The 23520-nt window shown below is 44.8% G+C and carries 17 protein-coding genes and 1 pseudogene; 6 read left to right on the top strand and 12 right to left on the bottom strand.

The features are described 5' to 3' along the window. Nucleotides 1-17 precede the first annotated feature (17 nt). The 3 genes from ACT7WV_RS02590 to ACT7WV_RS02580 all read right to left on the bottom strand — a co-directional run bounded on the left by ACT7WV_RS02590 (nt 18) and on the right by ACT7WV_RS02580 (nt 3197). Entirely contained in the window at nt 18-1616 is a 1599-nt protein-coding gene (locus tag ACT7WV_RS02590) for a GMC family oxidoreductase (RefSeq protein ID WP_445101402.1), read from the bottom strand. A 128-nt stretch (nt 1617-1744) separates the two neighbouring features. Beyond that, nucleotides 1745-2302 carry a DsbA family protein gene (locus ACT7WV_RS02585; protein WP_445101401.1) on the bottom strand — a complete coding sequence of 186 codons (558 nt, stop codon included), beginning with the start codon at nt 2300-2302 and terminating at the stop codon, nt 1745-1747. A gap of 265 nt (nt 2303-2567) precedes the next feature. Next, nucleotides 2568-3197: a response regulator transcription factor gene (locus tag ACT7WV_RS02580; protein WP_445105556.1), complete on the bottom strand. Its 630-nt coding sequence runs from the start codon at nt 3195-3197 to the stop codon at nt 2568-2570. A 106-nt stretch (nt 3198-3303) separates the two neighbouring features. Here ACT7WV_RS02580 and ACT7WV_RS02575 point away from each other — a divergent pair, with 106 nt between their 5' ends. Beyond that, on the top strand, nt 3304-4515 hold the full coding sequence (locus tag ACT7WV_RS02575) for an RNA-guided endonuclease InsQ/TnpB family protein (RefSeq protein WP_445101400.1): 1212 nt from the start codon (nt 3304-3306) through the stop codon (nt 4513-4515). On the opposite strand, the gene ACT7WV_RS02570 is transcribed toward ACT7WV_RS02575, so the two are convergent. Together ACT7WV_RS02570 and ACT7WV_RS02565 are read right to left on the bottom strand one after the other, a co-directional pair. Further along, entirely contained in the window at nt 4510-10527 is a 6018-nt protein-coding gene (locus tag ACT7WV_RS02570) for an AAA family ATPase (RefSeq protein WP_445101399.1), read from the bottom strand. The genes ACT7WV_RS02575 and ACT7WV_RS02570 overlap by 6 nt on opposite strands. A gap of 528 nt (nt 10528-11055) precedes the next feature. Then, nucleotides 11056-12285, bottom strand: a complete 1230-nt coding sequence (locus ACT7WV_RS02565; protein WP_445101398.1) for an RNA-guided endonuclease InsQ/TnpB family protein — start codon at nt 12283-12285, stop codon at nt 11056-11058. A 147-nt stretch (nt 12286-12432) separates the two neighbouring features. On the opposite strand from ACT7WV_RS02565, the gene ACT7WV_RS02560 reads away from it, so the two are divergent. Then, entirely contained in the window at nt 12433-13068 is a 636-nt protein-coding gene (locus tag ACT7WV_RS02560) for an antibiotic biosynthesis monooxygenase (RefSeq protein ID WP_445101397.1), read from the top strand. Between the two features lie 112 nt (nt 13069-13180). Then, nucleotides 13181-14119, top strand: a complete 939-nt coding sequence (locus tag ACT7WV_RS02555) for a DUF5996 family protein (RefSeq protein WP_445101396.1) — start codon at nt 13181-13183, stop codon at nt 14117-14119. A 119-nt stretch (nt 14120-14238) separates the two neighbouring features. Here the strand turns inward: ACT7WV_RS02555 and ACT7WV_RS25785 are convergent. The 7 genes and pseudogenes from ACT7WV_RS25785 to ACT7WV_RS02515 form a co-directional block, all read right to left on the bottom strand. Next, a pseudogene (locus tag ACT7WV_RS25785) lies at nt 14239-15051 on the bottom strand (ATP-binding cassette domain-containing protein); the annotation flags it as partial. Continuing rightward, nucleotides 15042-15203, bottom strand: a complete 162-nt coding sequence (locus ACT7WV_RS02540; RefSeq protein ID WP_445101394.1) for an ATP-binding cassette domain-containing protein — start codon at nt 15201-15203, stop codon at nt 15042-15044. The pseudogene ACT7WV_RS25785 and the gene ACT7WV_RS02540, both read right to left, overlap by 10 nt. A 130-nt stretch (nt 15204-15333) precedes the next feature. Further along, nucleotides 15334-15984, bottom strand: coding sequence for a GIY-YIG nuclease family protein (locus ACT7WV_RS02535; RefSeq protein ID WP_445101393.1), 651 nt, complete (start codon nt 15982-15984; stop codon nt 15334-15336). Nucleotides 15985-16261: 277 nt separating this feature from the next. Then, nucleotides 16262-17776 (bottom strand): TrkH family potassium uptake protein, encoded by a 1515-nt coding sequence (locus ACT7WV_RS02530; RefSeq protein WP_445101392.1) that lies wholly within the window; start codon nt 17774-17776, stop codon nt 16262-16264. Then, nucleotides 17773-18186, bottom strand: a complete 414-nt coding sequence (locus ACT7WV_RS02525) for a potassium channel family protein (RefSeq protein WP_445101391.1) — start codon at nt 18184-18186, stop codon at nt 17773-17775. Before ACT7WV_RS02525 ends, ACT7WV_RS02530 begins: the two co-directional genes overlap by 4 nt. Nucleotides 18187-18751: 565 nt before the next feature. Beyond that, a complete protein-coding gene (locus ACT7WV_RS02520) occupies nt 18752-19648 on the bottom strand; it encodes a metal ABC transporter permease (protein ID WP_445101390.1) in 897 nt (298 codons plus the stop codon). Between the two features lie 150 nt (nt 19649-19798). Then, a complete protein-coding gene (locus tag ACT7WV_RS02515; RefSeq protein ID WP_445105554.1) occupies nt 19799-20533 on the bottom strand; it encodes a metal ABC transporter ATP-binding protein in 735 nt (244 codons plus the stop codon). 163 nt (nt 20534-20696) lie between these two features. On the opposite strand from ACT7WV_RS02515, the gene ACT7WV_RS02510 reads away from it, so the two are divergent. The 3 genes from ACT7WV_RS02510 to ACT7WV_RS02500 all read left to right on the top strand — a co-directional run bounded on the left by ACT7WV_RS02510 (nt 20697) and on the right by ACT7WV_RS02500 (nt 23501). After that, nucleotides 20697-21704, top strand: a complete 1008-nt coding sequence (locus ACT7WV_RS02510; RefSeq protein WP_445101389.1) for a metal ABC transporter solute-binding protein, Zn/Mn family — start codon at nt 20697-20699, stop codon at nt 21702-21704. Between the two features lie 93 nt (nt 21705-21797). Beyond that, complete coding sequence (locus ACT7WV_RS02505; RefSeq protein ID WP_445101388.1) at nt 21798-22172, top strand: hypothetical protein; 375 nt, start codon at nt 21798-21800, stop codon at nt 22170-22172. A 12-nt stretch (nt 22173-22184) separates the two neighbouring features. Then, the gene (locus tag ACT7WV_RS02500) at nt 22185-23501 is read left to right on the top strand and encodes a caspase family protein (RefSeq protein ID WP_445101387.1); all 1317 of its coding nucleotides are present in this window, start codon (nt 22185-22187) and stop codon (nt 23499-23501) included. Nucleotides 23502-23520: the final 19 nt, after the last annotated feature.

Below are 23520 nucleotides of genomic sequence, written 5' to 3'. Positions count from 1 at the left end.
TCTCGTCGCCAATTTCGCTAGAGATGCGATTGAACTTGGAGATTAAGTTTATTGGCAATGCTTTGTGAGGTACGCCCCGCTTTAATTAAATCTGCTGCTTTTTCGCCAATCATGATGGTCGGTGCGTTTGTATTTCCTGTGGTGATCGTGGGCATGATCGAGGCATCCGCGACCCGCAACCCCTCAATTCCATGTACTCGTAGTTCAGGATCGACCACCGCCATTGGGTCAGTACCCATTTTGCAAGTGCCGACCGGATGATATACTGTATCGCAAACTTCTCGGACGTAAGCAACGAGTGCTGCATTGCTTTGCTTGTCCGCACCGGGAGCGATTTCCTCACCGCGAAATTCATCAAAAGCACTAGCATGGAACAAGTTACGGAGTAATTTAATCCCGACAACCAGTTTTTGCACATCGGCATCACTTTGGAGATAGTTCAGCCGAATTATTGGTGCGTCTTGGGAGTCGGGTGAACGCAAACTGACACTGCCAATGTTTTGGGGATGGGTCAAACAGACTAGACTGGTGAATCCTAAATCCGAGTGGGCATAACCAGGCGGTGCCAGCACAATGGGACCGAAGAGAAACTGTAAATCTGGCGCAGCATCCAGATTATCCTGAGTATGCAAAAACAAGCCAGCTTCAGCAATACTACTGGTGCTTGCCGTGTGTAAATCTTGAGTTGCCTGGTATACCACATGCACGACAGGGTGGTCTTGCAGGTTTTGACCGACACCCGGCAAATCAGCCACTACTGGAATTCCCAAGGCTTGCAGGTGTTTTGCATCCCCAATGCCGGAAAGCATCAGCAGCTTGGGCGAATCGAACGCGCCAGCACTTAAAATCACTTCTGAGTTGACCCTGACCTGATGCAGTCTGCCCTCGTGCAGGTATTCTACCCCAACGGTGCGGGTGCCTTCAAACAACAATCGAGTTACCAATGCTCCTGTTGTTGTGGTTAAATTGGGACGCTGGAGAATAGGCAGCAGGAAGGCAGCAGCAGCACTGTGCCGCTTACCATCCTTGATGGTCAACTGATAGAGTCCTGCCCCTTCCTGCTGCATCGCATTGGCATCAGGATTGTGGTCATAGCCTAGTGCCACCGCCGCATCTACAAAGCGTTGGGATACTACAGCAGGGGCAATGAGATCGGTCACGCTCAACTCTCCATCGACCCCGTGAAATTCGGATGCGCCTCGTGAGGAGTGTTCCGATTTCTTGAAGTATGGCAAAACATCTTGGTAACTCCAACCGGGATTCCCCAATGATTGCCAGTGGTCATAATCGAGAGGATTACCCCGCATATAAATCATGAAATTAATCGAACTGCTGCCGCCCAAAACTTTGCCACGGGGACAAAAGATTTTGCGATAGCCCTTGGCGGACGCGATAGCGTCATCGCTGAGGTAGGGTTCTGGTTCAGAGAAATATGCCCAATCCACCTCAGAGCCCAGTAAACTGAGGCATTGGGCCGGGATGTGAATTTCTGGTTTCGTATCTGGGTTACCCGCTTCGAGGAGTAACACGGTTGTTTCACTATCTTCTGTCAAACGGTTGGCGACCACGCAGCCTGCTGAACCTGCACCAATCACAATGTAGTCATAGTGAGTCATGACATTCTCCTTCTCGATTATCTGCAATGGATGAATATCGTCAGGAATGAGCGGGTAATTGATAGATTTAATGAAACACTACTGAGCCATTCGCTCATAGTGCTGACAGAGATTCAAGTGGATGGAACTCAATGACTTGACGTGACAATGGCTGCCATCAACTGCTCAAGGTTCCAGCGATCGCTATACCGAATTCCATTAATAAACAGTGCTGGGGCAGCCGTTACTCTACTTTGTATTCCACTTTCAATATCTTGATTAATGCGCTCAATGTGCACTTGTTTAGATATATCTTGCAGAAATTGGGAGATATCAAGTCCTAGATTATTGGCATACTCCACTAGATAGCCGTTTCCCAATTCTTGATAGGTTAATAGAATGTCATGCATCTGCCAAAACTGACCTTGGGCGGCAGCCGCTTGGGCTGCTTCAGCCGCGCGTTGAGCATGAGAATGAATCTGGATTTGTGGAAAATGACGGAAGATAAAACATAGATAATTCTCCCCAAAAGAAACTCTAAGCTGCTGCTGAATGACTTTAATCAATCGATAAACGTCCGCACTCTGAGAATTTTGATAATCTCCATACATCACTAGCACCACGGTGGCACTGAGTACACCTTGAATGTGATCCTGGGCTGAAGGTGGGACGAATAACGAACGGTAGCCACGCTCATCGCTGCTCACTAATACCTCCGAGGGAAAGTATGCTTATCGCAAGCAATCGCTAACAACCCTCTTTTTGCGATCTGTATAAAGTAAACTTGAATCTTTCAACTCAATTGCTGTAGGTGTTTACATGAATTGAATATAGACAATTGACTATAACTTGTCGTCCACTCAGAGTTGACACTTTTACCCAATCCAGTGATTGATAAATCAGTCCATCTCACAATGGAAGGTTGGCTCCAACTAAAGTTGGAATCCCAATTCAACCGAAAGCACAACTTACTTACAAACTGACAATCCCACGTTTAACGGCAACAATCACGGCTTGAGTGCGATCGCTAGCTCCCAGTTTGCTTAAAATTCGATTTACATGAGATTTGACAGTGCTTTCACCAATACTCATGGCAATCGCAATATTTTGATTATTCATCCCCTGTGCCATCAAACGCAGCGCTTCTAACTCTCGCGTACTTAGTTCTGGATTGCTCATCCGCTGCACTAGCTTTGCACCCACTTCTGCTGGAATATATTGTTGACCGCGATGAACGGTGCGAATTGCATTCAGCAACTCATTGAGCTTAGCATCCTTAAGCAGATAGCCCTGAGCACCAGCCTGTAAGCCACGATAAATATCTTCATCGCCATCGTAGGTCGTCAGCACAATAATCCGAGCAGGTTTAAATTCAGCACAAATAGCACTAATGGCTTCAACCCCTCCAACTTGCGGCATTCGTAAATCCATCAGTGTGACATCAGGTTGGTGTTCTCGAAATAGCGCGATCGCCTGCTGTCCATCTTCTGCTTGAGCAATCACTGTCATTTCTGGATCGCGGTTAATGATGGTTGCTAACCCTTGTCTGACAATAGAATGATCGTCAGCAATCAGAACTCGAATGGTCATGGATTGGCTCATCATAATTCTTACTCTCGATTGACCGAAAATAATGGGATTCAAGCCTCCCCCCTTCCAGGGGGACTTTGTTTATGATATGTTTTTGATGTAGGTTTTTCCACGTCAAATGATTGTCTTAGAGTTCAAGGCTAAGGGAAAAACAACTCAATACGCTGCTATAGATGAGGCGATTAGAACCGCTCAATTCGTCCGCAACAAAGTTATCCGTCACTGGATGGATAATCGAGGTGTAGGACAAAAAGAGCTGTATCGCTACAACACTAAGCTCAGAGCTGAGTTTCAATTCGTGAAAGCCTTGAACTCTCATGCTTGTCAGGTTGCAGTTGAAAGAGCCTATAGCGCTATTGCTCGGTTCTACAGCAATTGTAAGAAGGCTATTCCAGGGAAGAAAGGCTATCCAACGTTTAAGAAAAATTGTCGATCACTCGAGTACAAAACTTCAGGATGGTCGCTTTCTGCCACCCGAAAACAAATCACTTTCACGGATAAGAAAGGGATTGGCAAGCTTAAACTCAAAGGGACGTGGGATTTAAACTACTACCAGTTAGAACAGATAAAACGAGTTAGGTTAGTGCGTCGTGCCGATGGGTACTATGTTCAGTTCTTGGTAAGTGCCGAGAACAAAGTAGACATTAACCCAACAGGTAAAACTATTGGATTAGATGTTGGACTCAAAGAGTTCTACACCGATAGCAATGGACACACTGAAGCTAATCCTAGGTTTTATCGAACAGGCGAGAAGCGGCTGAGGTTTAGACAACGCCGTGTTTCTCGCAAGAAAAAAGGCTCAGCCAACCGTAAAAAAGCCATTAATCGACTAGGACGAGTACACCTCAGAATAAGTAGGCAACGTGAAGAACACGCCAAAAGACTGGCGCGTTGCGTAATCCAATCTAACGATTTGGTAGCCTATGAAGATTTGAGGATTAGAAACTTAGTTAAAAATCATTGTCTTGCCAAATCTATTAATGATGCAGGTTGGTATCAATTCAGGAAGTGGCTAGAGTATTTCGGGGTTAAGTTTGGCAAGATAACTATTGCGGTTAATCCTTCCTACACTTCGCAAAAATGCTCTAGTTGTGGCACTCTTGTCAAAAAGTCCCTATCGATGAGAACCCATATTTGTCAGTGTGGGTTCGTGTTAGATAGAGACTGGAACGCCGCTATCAACATCCTGAAATCAGCCTTGAGTACCACAGGGCATGTGGGAACTTGGGTCATCAACCCGAACGCTTTGGGAGATTCGACCTCTACTTTGATTGGAGAAATCCTGTTAAAGCAAGTTGGGTCTATGAACAAAGAATCTCCGCACTTATAGGACGGAGAGTGTCAAAATCACAACAATTTCTGTTCCCTGTCCAGGTTGGCTTTGAATCGTCAGTTGTGCGCCAATGCGATCTGCTCGCTCACTCATTCCCAGCAAGCCAAATCCACCAACAGATGAAATGCTACCAATTCCAAAACCTTGTCCATTGTCTTTAATACACAAGACACACTGTTCATCTTGATACTCCAACTCAACACGAATTTCGCCAGCATCAGCATATTTGATGGCATTCGTTAATGCTTCCTGTCCGATCCGCAGCAAATTATTTTCAACCTCGGTGGGTAGGGGATAGGCTGTGCCTTTAATTTCGTAGATCAACACAGTATCGATAGTAGCTCTCATTTGAGTTACCAAACGATGCAGTGCACTTTGTAAATTGCCATTTTCTAATAGGTGAGGACGAAGGGCTGTCACTGATCGACGCGCTTCGGTAAGCCCTATTCGTGCTAGTTCCTCAATCATTTCCAGATGTCGTTGGGTGGCATCTAAATCGTCAGCTAGCACCTGTGTTGCCGCCCCAACTTGGAGCAGAATGCCTGTGAAAGACTGTGCTAGCGTATCGTGAATTTCTCGTGCCATGCGGTTGCGCTCTTCTAGGATCGACGCTTGCTCGGCGCGTTTGCGTTCACGCAGTGCAGCATTTCGCTGTTCGCTAATATCAAGAATTACTCCTAGCATTCGCACAGGCTGTCCAGCTTTGTTATAGATGCCTCGACCTCGACTCACTAACCAATGAGTACTACCATCTGGGTAAACCACTCGATATTCGGCTTCATAGTCTGTACGGACTGCCAGAGCTGCCTCAATAGTTTGCTCAACCCGATCTATATCTTCTAGATGAACCCGATCGCGCCACGCCTGATAGCTACTCTCAACTTCACCAGGGGCAAACCCCAGCAGTCGGAAGTGGTTGTCATCCCAGTCCACAGTATCTTCTAGGATATTCCAGTTCCAACTGCCGATGTGAGAGAAGTCCATTTTCAGCCGGCGTTGCTCTTCACTCTGTCGCAGGGCGTTTTCAACTTGCTGGCGCTCTTCAATCTCTTGAGAAAGCAGTAAAGTTCGCTCGGTGACTTGTTGTTCTAAGGTTTGGTTGTAGTCGGCTAGCAGTTTCTCTGATTGTTTACGCTCGGTGATGTCCTGAAAGGCTACGATCGCGTAAACTACCTTGCCCTGTTCGTCAAAGACTGGAGTGCCCCAGACCTCAACGGGAATGTTTGCATTGGTTTGGCGAATTTCTACGTCATCAATAGTGGTGCGTTCGCCACTCAACGCCCGGATGACTGGCAATCTTTCAGTCGGATAGATTTGATCCGTTCCCGTCACATAAAATTGATATACCTCTGCAATTTGATCGGGCGGTATGGCAGGATCAATCCCTTTGCCCATGAGCTGAATGCCCTGTTGATTGGCGTAATAAGGGCGACCCATCGCATCGATGATGCCAATGCCCACCGGAATTGCTTCGAGAAATTGAGCCATCTGACTTTCGCTGGCGCGTAGCTTTGAGTAAAGTTTGGCATTTGTGATCGCGATCGCTGCCTGAGTGGATAACAAATGCAATACCTGCGATCGCTCCGGTGTAAACGCTCCAGTTGCTAATTGATTTTCCAGATACAATACACCGACAAGCTTACTTTGATTCAGCAGAGGCAAACAAAAGATCGATTGAGTTTGGTGATGTTGAATGTATGACTCATTGATGAAATGACCTTCACGAGTTGCATCATTTAAGAGAACAGATTCATGAGTCCGAATTACATATTGAATAATTGATTCAGGCAAGCGATTTGTAATTGGAATCGATCGCAGCACTTGCATAGAACAGACATTCTCACCATCATTGAGTTCACAAGCAGCTTCGATCGTCCATTCGCCTGTATTCTCCAGAATCAGGCATCCAGTTTGTGCCCCAGCATTCTCAATTAAGATCTGCATCAAAGAACGGAGCAACTGCTCCAGTTCAATCTCACGAGAAATTGCCTGGGATGCTTTCATCACCGTCGCTAAATCGAAAGCGATGTCTGAGGGATTAGATGTGGTTCCAGAAGTTTTTTGGATTGGTGTGGGAGCCATGCCCGACAACTGAGAAAATAGCTGAGGATAGCGAGTTTCTAAATCCTTGACTTTTGCAGATGCTCCCCACCGTTCATAGCAGTAATGAGCTTCTTTCATGTAAGTTTGGGCGATTTTTTCTCTACCTCTTGCCAGATAATGTTTAGCAGCTAATTCATAAGCTAATGCTTCTTCTTGGATATATTCATTTTCCCTAGCTCCCTGAATTGCCTGTTCGTAGAATTCTTCTGCCTCAAGTAATTGACCTAAAGCTCGTGCCGTTTCTGCTTGTACCAGATGATATTTATGTAAATAATTCATTGGTGCATAATGTGCCCATTGCTTCATTTTCTCCTGGCTAATTGCAACTTTTACAAGGATTTCTCCTTGCGTTTGAGCGTTGCTTTCGAGATAGGTTGCAAGCCTTGTCAGAGAGTCATAGAAGCAGTACAAAGGAACGTGAGGTGTTGCAATGACGCGGATTACATAACTTTCCGCGATGGCTAAGTTCTCAGATGCCTGATCATACTCAGAAAAAAGATAGCAGAGGATAAGTTTGTTGAGGTGGAGCAGAAATAGTATGACGCCATCTGTTTGATGATGCGGCAGTCTATTTTCTTCGTTGTAGGATTCACCAACGAGAAGGGATGAATGGCTTGAACATCCCATCAAATTCAAGACAGTCTGTCGAAATATTTGAGTCCATGTGAGTGATGGCGTTTGTTTAATTTGGCAGATTGCTTCACAGTACGTTGCCATCTCGTGTTCCACCTTCACAAGTTCTTTTCCAACGATAAAAAGTTGGAGACAATAGGTGAAAGCACTATAGGCAGCAAACTCTAAATCTCCAGTTTCTAGTCCACTTTGATAGGCTTCTAGGAATGGTTTCGATGTTTCCCTAATATGCCCTTTCCAGTGGGTGATGAAGTTAGTCACCATGAACAATGTTCTAGCTTTAAATGAATGGATGCCCAGATGAGGTAACAGCCTTAATGCAAGTTGTCCAAACTCATAGCCAACTTCAATGTTTCTGACCATCCCACAAAGAATTAACCCAAAGTTGGCATATGCAAAGGGAGACACCAACGTATTGCCATACTCGATTGAAAGGTTAACTTGTTTAAATACCAGTAGAAGTACCAACTCAGGAGCCGCATGATAAGCAACGAGCGTTATAGCAGATAAAATTTGCATTGCTGCTAGATTCTCTGATTTAACCATTTCTGGCAAGTGACTCAAGTCTTGGATCGACTTTTCACCAAAGCGGGATGTGATTGTGTCGAGTTCAAGCTGAACCTCTGATTGACTTGGCGTTTCAGGAAAACTGATTGCCATTTGCTGCAAAACTCGCAATCCAGTATTAATTGCTTCTAATAGTTGGTTCTGTGCAATGCTAGTTTGAATTCTAATTTCGTAAGCTTTCACAGCGTCGAGAACTGTTTTAGCTTCTTGTAGAACAATCGCTGCCCAAGATTCTACCTGCTCAAAATCGCCGCACAGGTAAGCGACTTCTGTGGTTTCTAGATATAACTCTAAGGTCAGATCATAGTTGGTTTGCCAACTAGAGACTGCCAGCAATTTTCTGCCCGTGGCTAAATAGTTTTGAGCTACACTGTAGGCGATCGCAACTTTTGCTTTCTGAGCCGCCATCAAATTCAATTTGGCAATTTCATCTCGTTCAGGCTGATCAGTAACTAGTTCAATCCCATGATTGAGATGATCAACGATTTCAAATAGTCGCTGTGATAGAAGTTCTGGTAAAGCTTTTTCAAGTAGATTGTGACCGATTTGGAGATGAACTACTTGTTTTTGTGACTCATCAATGAGAGCATACGCAGCTTGCTGTACGCGATCGTGCAAGAACTTATAGTCTTGAACTAATAAGTCTTCATCTAATTCAGAGATAGGTTGAATGAATCCGGCTTGTACCGCTGTTAATAAATTCTGAAAAACTGTCTTAAGCGATTGCTTACAAACGATTGCTAACGTTTCCAAATCAAATTCAGCCCCAATACAAGCAGCTAAGCGGAGAATTTGCTGGGTGTTCTCTGGCAGTTTCCACAACTTGAGGAGCATCAACTCCACCACATTATCGGTAATGTTCTGGGCTTGAATTTGAGCGATCTTCCACTCCCAGCTTCGTTGCTGGGCATCAAAGATCAACCAATTTTCGCTGTACAGCGTCCGCAAAAATTCGTTAACAAAGAAAGGATTGCCCTCCGTTTTATGCAGCACTAACTGGGCTAAGGAACGAACGGAGCTAACATCCCGATGTAGCGTCTCGGCAATCAACTGACTCAATGGCTCAAGCGTTAACGGTGCCAAGACAATCTCCTGAAGCACTGCTCCGCCTTTTCGCAGTCTCTCCAACGTTAATACTAGTGGATGCGTTGGCTGCACTTCATTATCTCGATACGCTCCAATCAAAAATAGAAATTGGGCTTGCTCATCGAGCAGCATCAGTTCGATTAACTTCAGCGTGGCGGAGTCGATCCACTGCAAATCATCTAAGAAAATCGCCAGAGGATGTTCTTCTGAACAAAACACCCGCACAAACGATTGAAAAATTCGATGAAACCGATTTTGAGTTTCCGTTGCCCCAACTTCCGGTACGGGTGGCTGCTTGCCAATGATTAGTTCTATTTCGGGAATCACATCAACGATAAGTTGCCCGTTGCTTCCCAATACTGTGAGCAGGTGCGATCGCCATTTTTGCAACTGCTCATTAGGCTCGCTCAGCAGTTGCTGCACCAATTTTTTTAGGGCCTGGGCAATCGCACTGTAGGGAATATTGCGTTGTAATTGGTCAAACTTACCAGAAATGAAATAGCCACGCTTGGCAGTGATGGGTTTGTAGAGTTCCTGCACTAACGCTGATTTGCCAATACCAGCGTAGCCAGATATCAACATCATTTCGACTTTGAATGTTGAGTTGCTCGTTTGTTCCCTCTCGGAAGTCGTTTTTGAATTGTTTTGTGAAGAAGCAGCGCGATTAAAAGCTGCCAATAATATGGCAACTTCCCTGTCCCGTCCATACAGTTTTTGGGGGATTTGAAACTGACTAGAAACATCTTGGAGAGCCAGTTTAATGCTGTGATTTTGACCAATTTCCTCTAATTGGTGAGCGCAAATTTCTAAATCAGCTTTGATTCCCCAAGCACTTTGATAGCGATCCTCTGCATTTTTCGCCATCAGTTTCAAAATAATATCTGAAACGGGTTTGGGAATCGTTGCATTCAGTTCATGAGGTGGAACAGGTTGTTTGGCAATATGACAATGAACTAACTCTAGTATGTCCGTTGTTGCAAACGGCAGGTGTCCAGTTAGCAGTTCGTAGAATGTCACACCGAGCGAGTAAAAATCGGTGCGGTAATCGAGCAAACGGTTCATGCGCCCTGTTTGCTCTGGAGACAGGTAGGCGAGGGTTCCTTCTAAAACATATGGGCTTTTGAACGTCGGATTCGTGCGGTTAAATTGGGTGGCAATTCCGAAGTCAATAATTTTAACAACGCCAGTATCCAGATTAAGAACAATATTTCCAGGGTTTATATCCTTATGAATGACATTGGCGGTATGAATTCTGCCCAAAATGTCTGTGACTTCTATGGCAAGATGTAAGAAAGTGGATAAAGGCATGGGGCAGAATGCTTCTGGACACTTGTATATCCATTGCTCCAGGGACTCTCCGCCAAAGTCTTCTAAGAAAATAACGAGAGTGCGTTGATAGTCCTGCTGGCTGTATGCCTTGACTACCCCTTCTAAATTGAGGGAACTGGTAATTTCATATTCCTGTTTGTAGCGGGTAAGTTCTTGGGGAGAGGGATAATCTTGCTTGAGCATTTTTACGACGAGCGATCGCTCATCTTGCACTCTGATGCCCCGATATACTAAAGATGCTGAACTCTCATAGATTTTGCCTTGGATGGCAATTCCAGATAGGGCAATCATAGAACTCTTTCCTGATGAGTGTCATGAGCTGAGTTAACTTTGTCAGACAGGCACACTCAATGAATATACATCTTCAGACATAGAGCCTGATACCAACTTCGGTCAGAAAACCCCTTTATTTTTGATACGCTGGGGAGCTGGGGAGAAAAAGATGGAATCTAGAAAGGAGGGCTATCAATGGGGATTTGGTATGAAAGCGCTACTTGCGATTGTCCTGAAACTGACAGAAACTCATATCTTCAGGCTAAATTCTGGAAGTCTTTCTATGTAAGGGTTTCATACTTTGCTCTAGCTAGAGTGACAGAAGAGCGCTAATCTGATGACCTAAGAATCCCTCGCGGGATGCGATGGGAGTGTCAACTGTCTAACTGCCCAGAACTTTCAGTCTAAATATGAGTTAGCAATATATGAGTTAGCAATTCAGTATCAACATTGAAGGAGTTTGCCGTGAAACTCAGTTTTTGAGCTAGTGAACTGACAAAACGTTTTGACATCCTCCTCGACCTTTAGGTACGAGGATTCCAAAGATCACTCTTTGGGTTTCCTCTTTCCACGACTCGGCTTACATTGAGGAGTTTCCCCACCAATGCAGAGGTCGATGTCTCCAGAGGCGTTTAACCCTTCGACAAAGCTCAGGGCTGGCGTTCCCGTGTGCCCCACGGTACGTAGTGCTAGTTCCAAAATGTTCCGGGATGCATTCCAGTCTCGGTCTAAAACAAACCCACAATGGTGACAGCGATGTGTTCTTTGACTCAAAGACTTTTTGACGACTTTCCGACAGTTAGAGCAATTTTGGCTGGTGTAGTAAGGTGGCACAGCCACCGTAGCTACACCAAACACCTTGCCGAAATATTCCAACCAGTTACGGAAAGTCGACCAAGCAGCATCCGATATCGACTTAGAGAGCTTTCTATTCTTGACCATATTTCGTACCATCAAGTCTTCATAAGCAACCAAGTCGTTAGACTGGACTACGCATCTTGCCAACTTCACGGCAAAATCTTGACGCTGCCTACTTACCTTGAGGTGTTTTCTGCTCAAACGGTTTCGAGCTTTGGCTCTATTTTTCGAGCCTTTTTGGGTGCGAGAAAGCTTCTTACTCAATCGCTTAAGAGCTTTCTCGGACTTCCTCAGATGTCTGGGATTCTCAACAGTCTGTCCATCGGAATCGGTATAAAAGTGAGTCAAGCCAACATCTAACCCAATGGTCTTACCAGTCGGTTCTCGTTTCTCAACCCGCTCAACATCAAGACAAAACTGAACGTAGTACCCATCAGCACGACGAACAACTCGAACCCGCTTGATTTGACTCAACTGATAGAAATGCAAGTCACGGGTTCCCCACAGCTTGAAGCTTCCAGCTTTGAAACCATCGGTGAAGGTGATGGTTCTTCTATCTTCCGACAGCTTCCATCCCGTTGTTTTGTACTCAACAGAACCGTGAGTTTGGTGCTTTTTGAAGCGTGGAAAACCCTTTTTTCCTGGCTTGCCTTTTTGGCAATTGTTGTAGAAGCGGGTGATAGCAGACCAAGCTCTTTGAGCGGAGGCTTGTCTAGCTTGAGAGTTGAGCTGAAAAGCGAAGGGAAACTCTTTGGCGAGAACAGCGCAATAAGCACTCAACTCGTATTTCCCAATTCCCTTGTTGTCCATCCAGTATCTGAGGCAACTGTTACCAACAAACCTAGCAGTACGAATGGCTTGATTAAGCCGCTCATACTGCCCGTTTGTTCCCTGAAGTTTTGCTTCAAATACCCACATGATTACGCTGACTTACTTAGGGTAAGTATAGCGCAGTTAAACAAAGCCGCGCTAAAAGCACGGGGCTTTAGACCCATTATTTTGGTAAGTTGTTCGTCATTGGCAGCAAGAAGAGGAATTTTATGAACACCTCTAGGCGGAGTAGTTATGGAGCAAGGTAAATCTGTCGCTTTCATCATTACCCATACCATCAAAGCGGGTCAAGAGGAAAGATACGAAGCTTGGCTCATGGATATTTTGAGCGTAGTCAGTCGCACTTCCGGTTATATTGGACGGGAAATTTTTCGTCCGTCTCCAGGAACAGAGACTTATACATCCATCCTGCGCTTCGATTCCTACGAAAACCTTAATGCTTGGGCCGAATCGGATACACGTAACGCATTAGTTAGCTGTGTCAGCGACCTGCTGACAAAAGGTGATGTGCATGAAATTAGGACAGGAATTGATTTTTGGTTTACGCCGGAGCACGTCAAACCGCCCAAACCTTGGAAACAGTTCCTGCTGGTTCTATCGGCAATTTACCCGCTGAGCCAGATTATTCCCTATCTGTTGACACCACTGCTCAACGCCTTGCCACCTTTGAATCATCCCCTGATTAGGGGGCTGCTAATCGCTACTGTCGTTGTCGGATTGATGACCTTTTTGGTCATGCCACGCTACACAAAGCTTGTAAAGCGGTGGCTTTATGAAGAAGTAGAAGAAGTAGAAAGTCTAATTCAATTGTCGCATCAACCTAAATCATTTCGCTCACGCTTTTATTCTTCTAAGAAGAAAAGGCGTTGAGGTGACGTGCTGTAATAAACCACGTCTAACAAATACAATGAATAGCGATTCTGATTCCCTTTAAGACTCTCTTCTCATTTCTGCATATATTTTTCTCAAATGGAGATTTCTGATGACAGTTTCTGTTCAAGCTACTCCCCCTGACAACGTTTGGCCCAGTTTGCCGCTAGCAGACTGGCAGGATACCTATGCAACCCTCCATCTATGGACGCAAATCATTGGTAAAATTCGGTTGGCACTAGCTCCTCAACTCAATCACTGGTGGCAGTCTACTCTCTATGTAACGCCACGTGGACTGACAACTGCTTCAATTCCTTACGAAACTCGCAACTTTCAAATTAGCTTTGATTTTCTCGATCATCAATTACAAATTGACGGCAGCGACGGCATTACTCAAAGAATTGCCCTGGCTCCTCGCTCTGTTGCGGATTTTTACCAAACTGTGATGGCCACACTGAGGGAAATTGGTATCGAAGTCCGAATCTGGACGATGCCGCAAGAAGTGGCAGAACCACTCCCGTTCGAGCAGGATTATCAACATGCAGCTTATGATCCAGAATATGCACAACGGTTCTGGCGAATTCTCGTGCAAGTAGACCGGGTAATGACTGTGTTCCGTTCGCGATTTATTGGTAAATCTAGTCCTGTACATTTCTTTTGGGGCAGCTTTGACCTTGCTGTGACACGTTTCTCTGGTCGTCGTGCGCCAGAACATCCCGGTGGAGTTCCCAATATGGCAGATTGGGTAACGCGAGAAGCCTATTCGCATGAAGTCAGTAGTTGCGGCTTTTGGCCAGGGGGTGGGTCAGTTGTGGAGCCTGTTTTTTACGCTTATGCTTACCCTATACCGGAAGGGTTTCGAGATTACCCTATCCAACCCAGAGAGGCATTTTACAGTTCAGAGATGCAAGAATTTATTCTACCCTATGAAGCAGTGAGACAAGCTGACGATCCAGATGGAGTACTCCTGGCTTTTCTGCAAAGCACCTATAAAGCAGCGGCAAATTTAGGGCATTGGGATCGAGCAGCACTGGAGCGCACTCCAGCCTGACAAGGCTAACCAATCGTTGGAACAGTGGACAGGGAACAAAGAATTACAGCCATTTTACCTGTCTGAGTGCGTAAGTCCTATATGATTAGACTGAGAATCTCTGCCTAGAAAAGCTTAGTCTATTTACCACCTGCCATCAAATAACCAACTTGCTCCACAGTGGCAGTGCTAGCCTCAATAATATCGACAAATTGACCTTCATACATTACAGCCAAGCGATCGCTCATTGCCAATACTTCTTCTAATTCAGTGGAAATATAGAGAATTGCTGCTCCTCGTGCCCTTTATGCTGACAAGCACTGCTGCACATATTCCGTCGCGCCAACATCTAATCCTCTGGTAGGTTGCATGGCAATAATTAGCATTGGTTCCCCAGAGATTTCTCTGGCTAGCACTACCTTTTGTTGATTACCTCCCGATAGCTGGCTAACTTTGATCTCACTATTTTCTGCCCGAATATCAAACTTCTCAATAGCTGCCCTAGCATTACTGTTAATTGCCTGATCTTGCAAGAACCCGTGACGGCAAAAAGGCAAGTATTTAAACAGTTTAAGAATCAGATTTTTAGCCAGAGAAAAGCTCAGAACCAAGCCCATTTTTTGCCGATCTTCAGGAATATAACCAACTCTGAGGTATTTAACTCGCTGTGGCAATGACCATTTAGTAATATCTTCCCCTGCCAGTTTAATTTAACCCTGAATAACTGGACGCACCCCAGCAATGGCATCAGCTAATTCACGCTGTCCATTACCATCAACTCCCGCCATGCCTAAAATTTCACCGGCGTGCAGTTGAAAAGAAAGATGCTGCACAGCTAGCAATTGGCGTTCATCTTTTACTTGCAAATGCTTCACTTCCAGAACTGCTTCACCCTTAGTAGTTGCTGGTTTATCTAATTTAAATAAAACCTTTCTGCCTACCATTAATTCCGACCCGACAAAATATTCATCAACGTGGTTTTACCCGCCCCATTCTCTCCTAGTATGGCGTGGATCTTGCTTGCTTCGATACTGAGGTTAATCTGGTCATTGGCAGTAAAATTGTCAAAGTGCTTGGTTATTCCTTCCAGACGTAGATAAGTCATAAAATTACAAGCAGAGAAGATTGCCAATCCCAAACACCAAATAAGCAATAAACAGTAAATTGTACTTATTACCCTTCGCTCCGCTCAAGGGCATGCTTATTACCCTTCGCTCCGCTCAAGGGCATGCTTATTACTTACTTTCACTATCAATGATGGCACTCCAGTCATCGTTATTCACGGCAGCATCAAGCTTCTGACGCCGCTCAACCTCACTAGCATCCTTTGCCTCTGACTCTGTAGCTAAGGTTGTATCGGCCATGGCTTTGCGGAGTTTGAGCTTTTTCTCTTCATAGGCGTTGCGCTCTGCATCTGTCATTACCGCTCTTGCTGCTTGGTTAATCGTGCTGGCCCATTTCTGACTCTCGTCGCTATTACCAGGGGGAACAGTGTCGAGTTCTTGGAGCCACTCATCCCGCAAAGCTTCCATTTCGGTGCGCTTCGGGTACTTAAACAGTTGCACGCGCACCCCAGCACAGGTTTCTGAGCCATTTTGAGTAACATGACTCTCCAGGGATTTGAGGACATTGCGCGAGTAACCGACGTACTGAATGTGCTGCTGACTATCCAAGACAGCATAGACACCAGCGACTCTGGCATGTTCTGGTTGAGCGCACCACATCTCCAGGGGTAGTACCTGATTACTATTACTTTCGCTCTCAGGAACTGCATTCACCTCAGCAGCGGTGTGTTCATCCTCAGAATTATACAAAAAGCCGTGCAGTCCCAGATGAGCTTCAGGTACATTTTGGTGCTCAATGGGTACATCCTTGCTGGTTTCCATTTCTTCCCTAATCTCCCTAGCGAGTTAAGCAGTCCCTTCTTAGTACCATTAACACGTCCTTTGTTCCTAGTCCATGATTTGCGCCAAGCGGCTCATACCAATTTCCTAGATACTGGCTACAAAAGCCAAGGGTAATCAGGGAGGAGGCTGAAAATATAGACAAGCTAACGATAGCGTAGCTAAAAGCTACCTATTACTTATTACCCTTCGCTCCGCTCAAGGGCATGCTTATTACTTCAAGCCAAAGTATTTGTAGCACTACTTAAAAAAACTGGTATCACTTAGGCCAGTCAGAACGTCGTGGTCTAGTTGTGCAGGCTCTCAAGGTAGAGGAGAGTAAAAGTAAGACGGGAATAATCTCTAGTCGCCCCATCCACATCATAATAATTAAGGTAAGTTTGCCTATCCAGGGTAGGTTAGGATGGCTAATGCCAGTAGATAAACCGACACTACCCAAAGCTGAAGCTGCCTCAAAGATTATGTCACTCAAGGTGTATTTAGGTAAGCTAATTTGAAGTAAGACAAAGACTCCCAGCAGCAACATACCCAACCACAGGAGTGCCAAAACGGCTGCTGCTTCAATGCGGCGATTTGCTTCCGCCTCGGTTACGACTTCACCATTTAGCTCGTAGCGCATCATTTGGTGAGGTTTGAGGGATAAACGCTGGAAGCGCCATAATACAGCTTTGTAGAGAGAGACAACTCGATTTAGCTTCAGTCCACCGACAGTAGAACCGGCTGTTCCCCCGACAATCATCGCTAGAGTTAAAAGTAACTTGGCACTGGCATTCCATCGGCTCAAGTCAACAACTCCAAAACCACAAGTTCCTAGAGCCGAAGCCCATTGAAAAGCACTCTCAAGCCAGAGAAAGGACTCTTTGAAAGAATAATTGGCGAGTAACAGCAGCAGTGTACCCAGTACTAATAAAATCCATAAGGCTCGATGTTGAGAGTCTCCCCAAAGAGATCTGAGGCGACCATGGCGCAACAGTTGATAATGAATAGGAAAACTAATCGCACCAGCAATCATAATCACGATAACTGCTATTTGAATCGAGGGAGCATAAGCACCAATGCTGTCGTCTCGGATGCTGAACCCACCAGTAGAAATGCCCGTAAGACCATGGTTGATCGCCTCCCACCAAGGCATGCCCACCACGCGCAACAGGATAATACTAGCAACAGTGTAGAGTAAGTAAATCCACCAAATTCTGCGTACTGTAGCTGTCACAGTTAGGGCAATCTTTTGATCTCTGCCTTCAGCACTATAGAGTTGCTCAGGGTCTGTACTAGGCTGGAGCAAGGAGAGAACTAGAACAATGACACCAACCCCGCCAATCCATTCCATAAACGAGCGCCACCACTGTAAACTATGGGGCAGTTCCGAAGCATGGAGTGCCATAGATAATCCGGTGCTAGTGAACCCAGAAAATGATTCAAACAGAGCATTCCATGAGTTTTGAAATTCCAGTACACTCACGGGAGTTACCGGATCCATTGCTAAATCTGAAGCAATGAGCATAAAAGGCATCGCTCCCACAATAGGAATGATGGCCCAAGCAAGGGCGACAGTAAACATTGAGTAGCGCGTACGTGCCATACTCGCGCCTCTCCACTTACTGTAGAGTAACTGACCTGCACCCAAAGAAGTGAGCGCTGTCAAGACAAAAGGCCGGATAGCGTAATACTCACCCCACCACAAACATACCGGAAGCGATACTAGTGCCATTAAACCAGGCACATGTAGAAATAAACCGAGGTCACGGAGGATAGTTTTGATATAAGGTTTCACTGCTGGGCATTATCCTGCTCTAAAAAACTAAAAAGCCTCTGGGCAATAATTGCCTCTGGGTTGACCAGAACCTGGACACCCAAACTTTCAAACATCTCTTGATGCTGGTTATTGTTAACCATTGAGACTAAGTTTTTAATACCGTACTTCTTACCCAGAAACATCGCCATCAGATTGGCGGAGTCATCAGTAGTAGTTGCCACTATGGCATCAGCTTTGTCAACCCCAGCTTCTTCCAGAATCCCACCCTCGGCAATATCAGCCTGGAAAAGCTGTACATCGTATTTTTGCAAAATATTGCGGGCGCGTTCGGCATTTTCTTCGATTACAGCCACTCGATAACCATTTTCTATAGCCAGTGAGGTCAGGCTACATGCCGTTACTCCCCCGCCGACGACAATCAGATACATAACAAATTACTTAATTGAATAAAATTCATCTTATTACCTGTCTTGATGCGGAAGAATCGACCGTACGAAGGAATTTTAGGATAATTCCCGTGTCTGAGGGTCAATTTAATCGGCCTCCTGCACGAATTAAAATCGACTCCCATAACTACTCACCTGATCGTCAAAGATGAAGGTGGGGGAAGGAGTGCCTCCTCCAAACCCCCTGCACAAAGATTGCTCGGTTGAGATAATTTTTCTTCAATCAGTGCTGTTCAACTAAAGTCTTTCTTGATGTCTCTTTTCTTGGAGTACTAGTGTCTCCTGCTTTTTTTGTAATACCAGTTTCCTTAAGTAGTGCTACAAATAGTTGGGCTTGAAGTAATAAGCATGCCCTTGAGCGGAGCGAAGGGTAATGAGTAATAAGTAATAGGTTGCTTTTAGCGACGCTATTGTTAGCTTATCTATATTTTCAGCCTCCTCCCTGATTACCCTTGGCTAAACGTTTGCCCTTGGATCATGCTCCACAAAAGCGTAGCGTCTCCTTTGAGGAGAGGGCATGCTTATAACTTTTTACTCAGAAAAACATTTATTTATATCGGAACAATCCCTTAATTTCCCGAAAAACCTGAGGCTGAACGGAGGATTTAGAACTAGGATGAGTAAAAATTCCCTGACTGGGACTAAACAGAAATGCCAGCATGAAAAAGCAAAAAGCAACTAAGACAATTGCTGGCCCAGAAGGTAGATTGAACCAGTAGCTGAGGTACATGCCGCTAATGCTAGCAGCAACGCCAACAACTGAACCTAAAATCATCATCTGGTGCAATCGAGTAACTAACAAGTATGCTGTTGCACCAGGGGTGATCAGCATGGCAATTACTAAAACAAGACCCACTGATTTAAGGCTAGCAACAATTGTCAAGGCAATGAGAATCATTAGACCAAAATCTAACAAATTGGTTGGTAAACCAGCCGCTTGCGCTCCTATGGGGTCAAAGGTGTAAAACATTAATTCCTTATACAGCAAGACAATAATTACCAAAATAATTACTGCAATCACTGCTGTATTGATGACATCTTCGCCAGTTACGCTGAGAATATTACCGAAGAGAAAGTGATTGAGGTCAATTTTATTGTCTTTCTGCACAATGGTGATTAAAGTAATGCCGAGGGCGAAAAAGGCAGAATAGACAATACCCATGGCTGCATCTTCTTTAATCTGCGATCGCGTTCTAATCCAGGTAATCACCATGGTGCTGAGTACACCAGCAATAAAGGCACCGATAAAAATATCAGCACCAATAATAAATGCGATCGCAAGTCCTGGTAATACAGAGTGACTAATTGCTTCTCCTAACAAAGCCAGTCGCTGCACCATTAAGTAGCTACCTACTGAAGCACAAACAATGCCTACCAAAACTGCAGTTATCAGAGAGCGCTGCATGAAGCTGTATTGCAGCGGTTCAATTAAAATTTCGAGCATACTTTTGTTACGGTAGTAATCCTATTTGATTTTTAAACAAGGGGGACTAGGGGGACTGGGGATAGTGTTCGCATCTTAATTTAGGATTACTATGAGACGATAATTAAGTCTTACCTTTCAATTTTCAATTTTCAATTTTCCCAGGACAAATTATGCTGCCTTTTCTGAAAAGAACATAACTTTACCACCATAAGCACGTTTGAGATTCTCTCCACTGAGTACTTCTTGACGTGGGCCACTAGCGATTAACTCTCGATTGAGTAAAATCAGATCATCAAAGTTAGTGATCGCTTCTCCTAAGTCGTGGTGAACCACCAGCACGGTTTTGCCTGCATTGGCTAGTTCGTGAAGGATTTGAAAAATTATCGCTTCAGTTTTTTTGTCAATACCAGCCAAGGGCTCATCAAAGAAGAAAATCTCGGCTTCTTCTGATAGTGCTTTGGCGATAAATACTCGCTGCTGTTGTCCTCCGGATAACTGTCCAATGGGGCGATTGCGATATTCACTCATGCCAACTCGCTCTAAAGCTTCTGTGGCTAAACGTCGTGATACCGTGGAAAAGCGGCGAAACCAGCCAGTTTTGCGCACTCTACCCATGAGTACTACATCCCAAACAGTGGCTGGGTAAGTCCAGTCAATTTGCGATCGCTGAGGTACGTAAGCCACCTCTTCCAACTGTTCCATCAAGGGTTTTTCCTGGTACATTGCAGTACCTACCGTTGCAGGAATTAAACCCAACATTGCTTTGATCAAGGTACTTTTGCCAGCACCATTGGGCCCAATAATGCCTGTGAGTCGCCCCGGCTTAATCTCGCAGTTGATGTCTTTGAGGGCTTCTACTAAACGATATCGTACACCTAGCTGCTTAACGTTAATAGTTTCCATCGGAGATAAATAATTATTTTTGCTGAAATGCTCTGTATAAAAAGGGTTAGATCTAGTGAACGTTTTCATGGTCAAGTCTTCCTGGCAGCCAAAAAATGAAAGGAATATGAAAATACTGTACTGTAAAAAATGAGAACAATATGAAAATTAATGTATCAATTACATGTTAGTAAGTACTCAGTCGCAAGGTAGAAAGCCGGGATTACTGGCGACGGCTGTAATTATTGTTGGACTGTGGATCGGTGGGTGCGATGCAACCAGCACCAACCAGACTGGTTCTGGTATAGACGACAAGCCTAACGTAGTTGCTACCAGCACAATTTTGACGGACTTGACAGCAAAAATTGGCGGAGATGAGATTGATTTAACGGGTATTCTGCAACCGGGAGCAGATCCTCATGTTTATGAGCCAGTACCAACCGATTCTCAGGCGTTGGAGAAAGCGGATCTGATTCTTTACAACGGCTATAACTTAGAGCCAGGGATAATTAAGTTGATGAATGCTGCTGGTGTTAACGCTAAGCAGTTTGCTGTTGGGGAAGTAATAACGCCCTTAGATTTTGACTACCAAGGTAGAAGAGAACCTGACCCTCATGTTTGGGGGGATGCTGGCAATGGGATTATCATGATTGAGGCAATTCGAGACCAGTTGATTGAACTCTCACCAGAAGACGTAGAGGAATTTAGAGAGAATGCACAGAGGCTGATTCAAGAATTGCAGCAGCTAGATGGCTGGATTACTGAGCAAATAGAAACGATTCCCTCTAATCAGCGCAGATTAGTTACTACCCATGATGCCTTTCAATATTATGCCCGGGCCTATGGATTGCAGATTACTGGTACTTTGATTGGCATCAGCACCGAGGAGCAACCTAGTGCTCAAACGGTGAAAAATTTGGCAGATGCTATTAAAGGAGCAGGTGTTCCAGCGATTTTTGCGGAAACTACAATTAATCCAGCTTTAATCAAAACTGTAGCTCAGGAAGCGGGGGTGAAGTTAGCACCAGAAGAACTCTATTCTGACTCGATTGGTGCGGTAGGTAGTGAGGGGGATAGTTATGTCAAGATGCTGGTAGCAAATACTAAGTCCATTGTGGAATCTTTGGGGGGGAAATATACGGCTTTTGAGGTAACTCCGCAAGTGCAAGAAACTTCTCTTTTGAAGCGTTGAGGAATTCTTGTTACGCAGTAGCTGGTATATCTTCTGCTTTGCTAGGATTAAGTCTCAAATTTCCGTCTACATCTGATATTGAACTCACTCGCTATGCCAGAAACCTCTATTCAGGTAACTATTTCCCTAGAAGATTCGCAGTTGAATGAGGAACAACTGCAAGAAGCTACTGAAAATCTCCGCGATGAGGTCAAGGAAGTTGCAGGAGTTCAGAAAGCTGATTTAGTGCCAGTAGAAACAGCACCACCCGACTCTAAAGGTGTGGGAGGATTTCTCGTGGGAATTCTCACTGCTGAAATTAATGCCAAAAACATCAAAACTTTAGTCCGTGTCTTAGGCGATCGCCTTTTCGGTAAGACGATCAAAATCAAAGTAGAAGGCAAGGGCAAAAAGTTAGAGTTAGAAATCCGCCGTCCTGAAGACCTAGAAGCGATTATGCCCAAAATAGACGACTTTATTAATGGCTAGGGGTAATCATTCATGGCAAAATTTGCTCTACTAGTTGGTGTGAGTGAATATCAACCAGGACTGAAACCCCTAGCTAGTGCAGTGCAGGATGTGCTGGCGATGCAACGGGTTTTAGAGAATTCAGAAATGGGTGGGTTTGATGAGGTGAAGATTTTAACAAATCCAGCTACCAAGGAATTGGAAATTGACATTTATGATCTTTTTGCTGAACGCCACTCAGAAGACGTGGTGTTATTTTATTTTTCTGGTCACGGAGTCAAAGACGAATACCGTAACCTCTACCTAACTACTCCAGAAACTCGCAAAAGTGCAACAGGAGTAGTAGTAACACCTACAGCTGTTGCTGCGAGTTACCTGCAAACCCAGATGAATCGCAGCCTCTGTCAGCGGGAGGTAATTATTCTTGACTGTTGCTACAGTGGTGCGATCGCAAAAGGACTGACAGCCAAAGATGAGGGTGAGATTGACATACTTGCTGAGTTAGGAGGTCAAGGAAGGGCAATTCTTACCTCTTCAACCTCAGTTCAATCTTCTTTTCAACAGGAGAAGGGACTCTCAATTTATACCCAATATATAGTTGAAGGCATCGAAACTGGAGCGGCAGACCTTGATAGTGATGGCAGGATTTCTGCCGATGAGTTGCACCGATATGCTACTCATAAAGTACAAGAAGCTTCCCCGGCGATGAACCCGCAGTTTTATCCGGTGGAAGAAGGTTACAGAATTTACCTGGCGCGATCGCCTCAAGATGACCCCAAACTCAAATATCGTAAGGCGGTTGAGGAGGTAGTTAGTGAAGATAGAGAGGATATTGATTTTATTACAGGAGAAATAGATTTAGTAAACCGCTGCTATTTGGATGAATTGCAAACTAAGTTGGACTTATCTTCAGAGGATGCAGCAGTAATTGAAGGTGAGGTGATGGAACCTTACCGTCAGCGTTTTGAAAAACTCCAACGCTACGGAGAGGCTTTTAAGATAGTTTGGCAAAAGCGAAATTCTTTATCAGAGAAAGACAAACGCAAACTCAGGCGCTTTCAAGAGGTTTTGGGACTTAGGGATGAGGATGTCTCTGTTATAGAGACATCGGAAGTTGGTCTTAATCGCTTATATCGCTTCCGAGCAGAGTGCCAAGCAGATGTTGACCAACTAAGTCAGATTCTTGACAAGAGGGTTAAGAAGATCACTATACTAAGAGACTTACGGTTCCCCGATGTAGAAATGGTAGAGATCGAGGTGGATCTATCTCTCAAAGAGCTTCGGGATGTAATGCGCCAGATTGTAGATAGTCACGTTATGGTACAAAGAGTTGCACAGACTCACAAGTAAGTATACAGGTGAAAGAAAT

The organism is Symploca atlantica LB2515 (assembly GCF_052546295.1).
The sequence above is the reverse complement of the archived record's forward strand: the minus strand, read 5'-3'. Positions and strand labels throughout refer to the sequence as shown.

Excerpts from the sequence above, each read along its gene's own strand:
- ACT7WV_RS02590 (WP_445101402.1), bottom strand. The coding sequence starts at position 1,616 with ATGACTCACTATGACTACATTGTGATTGGTGCAGGTTCAGCAGGCTGC.
- ACT7WV_RS02580 (WP_445105556.1), bottom strand. The coding sequence starts at position 3,197 with ATGAGCCAATCCATGACCATTCGAGTTCTGATTGCTGACGATCATTCT.
- ACT7WV_RS02575 (WP_445101400.1), top strand. The coding sequence starts at position 3,304 with ATGATTGTCTTAGAGTTCAAGGCTAAGGGAAAAACAACTCAATACGCT.
- ACT7WV_RS02570 (WP_445101399.1), bottom strand. The coding sequence starts at position 10,527 with ATGATTGCCCTATCTGGAATTGCCATCCAAGGCAAAATCTATGAGAGT.
- ACT7WV_RS02565 (WP_445101398.1), bottom strand. The coding sequence starts at position 12,285 with ATGTGGGTATTTGAAGCAAAACTTCAGGGAACAAACGGGCAGTATGAG.
- ACT7WV_RS02560 (WP_445101397.1), top strand. The coding sequence starts at position 12,433 with ATGGAGCAAGGTAAATCTGTCGCTTTCATCATTACCCATACCATCAAA.
- ACT7WV_RS02555 (WP_445101396.1), top strand. The coding sequence starts at position 13,181 with ATGACAGTTTCTGTTCAAGCTACTCCCCCTGACAACGTTTGGCCCAGT.
- ACT7WV_RS02540 (WP_445101394.1), bottom strand. The coding sequence starts at position 15,203 with ATGACTTATCTACGTCTGGAAGGAATAACCAAGCACTTTGACAATTTT.
- ACT7WV_RS02535 (WP_445101393.1), bottom strand. The coding sequence starts at position 15,984 with ATGGAAACCAGCAAGGATGTACCCATTGAGCACCAAAATGTACCTGAA.
- ACT7WV_RS02525 (WP_445101391.1), bottom strand. The coding sequence starts at position 18,186 with ATGTATCTGATTGTCGTCGGCGGGGGAGTAACGGCATGTAGCCTGACC.
- ACT7WV_RS02520 (WP_445101390.1), bottom strand. The coding sequence starts at position 19,648 with ATGCTCGAAATTTTAATTGAACCGCTGCAATACAGCTTCATGCAGCGC.
- ACT7WV_RS02515 (WP_445105554.1), bottom strand. The coding sequence starts at position 20,533 with ATGGAAACTATTAACGTTAAGCAGCTAGGTGTACGATATCGTTTAGTA.
- ACT7WV_RS02510 (WP_445101389.1), top strand. The coding sequence starts at position 20,697 with ATGTTAGTAAGTACTCAGTCGCAAGGTAGAAAGCCGGGATTACTGGCG.
- ACT7WV_RS02505 (WP_445101388.1), top strand. The coding sequence starts at position 21,798 with ATGCCAGAAACCTCTATTCAGGTAACTATTTCCCTAGAAGATTCGCAG.
- ACT7WV_RS02500 (WP_445101387.1), top strand. The coding sequence starts at position 22,185 with ATGGCAAAATTTGCTCTACTAGTTGGTGTGAGTGAATATCAACCAGGA.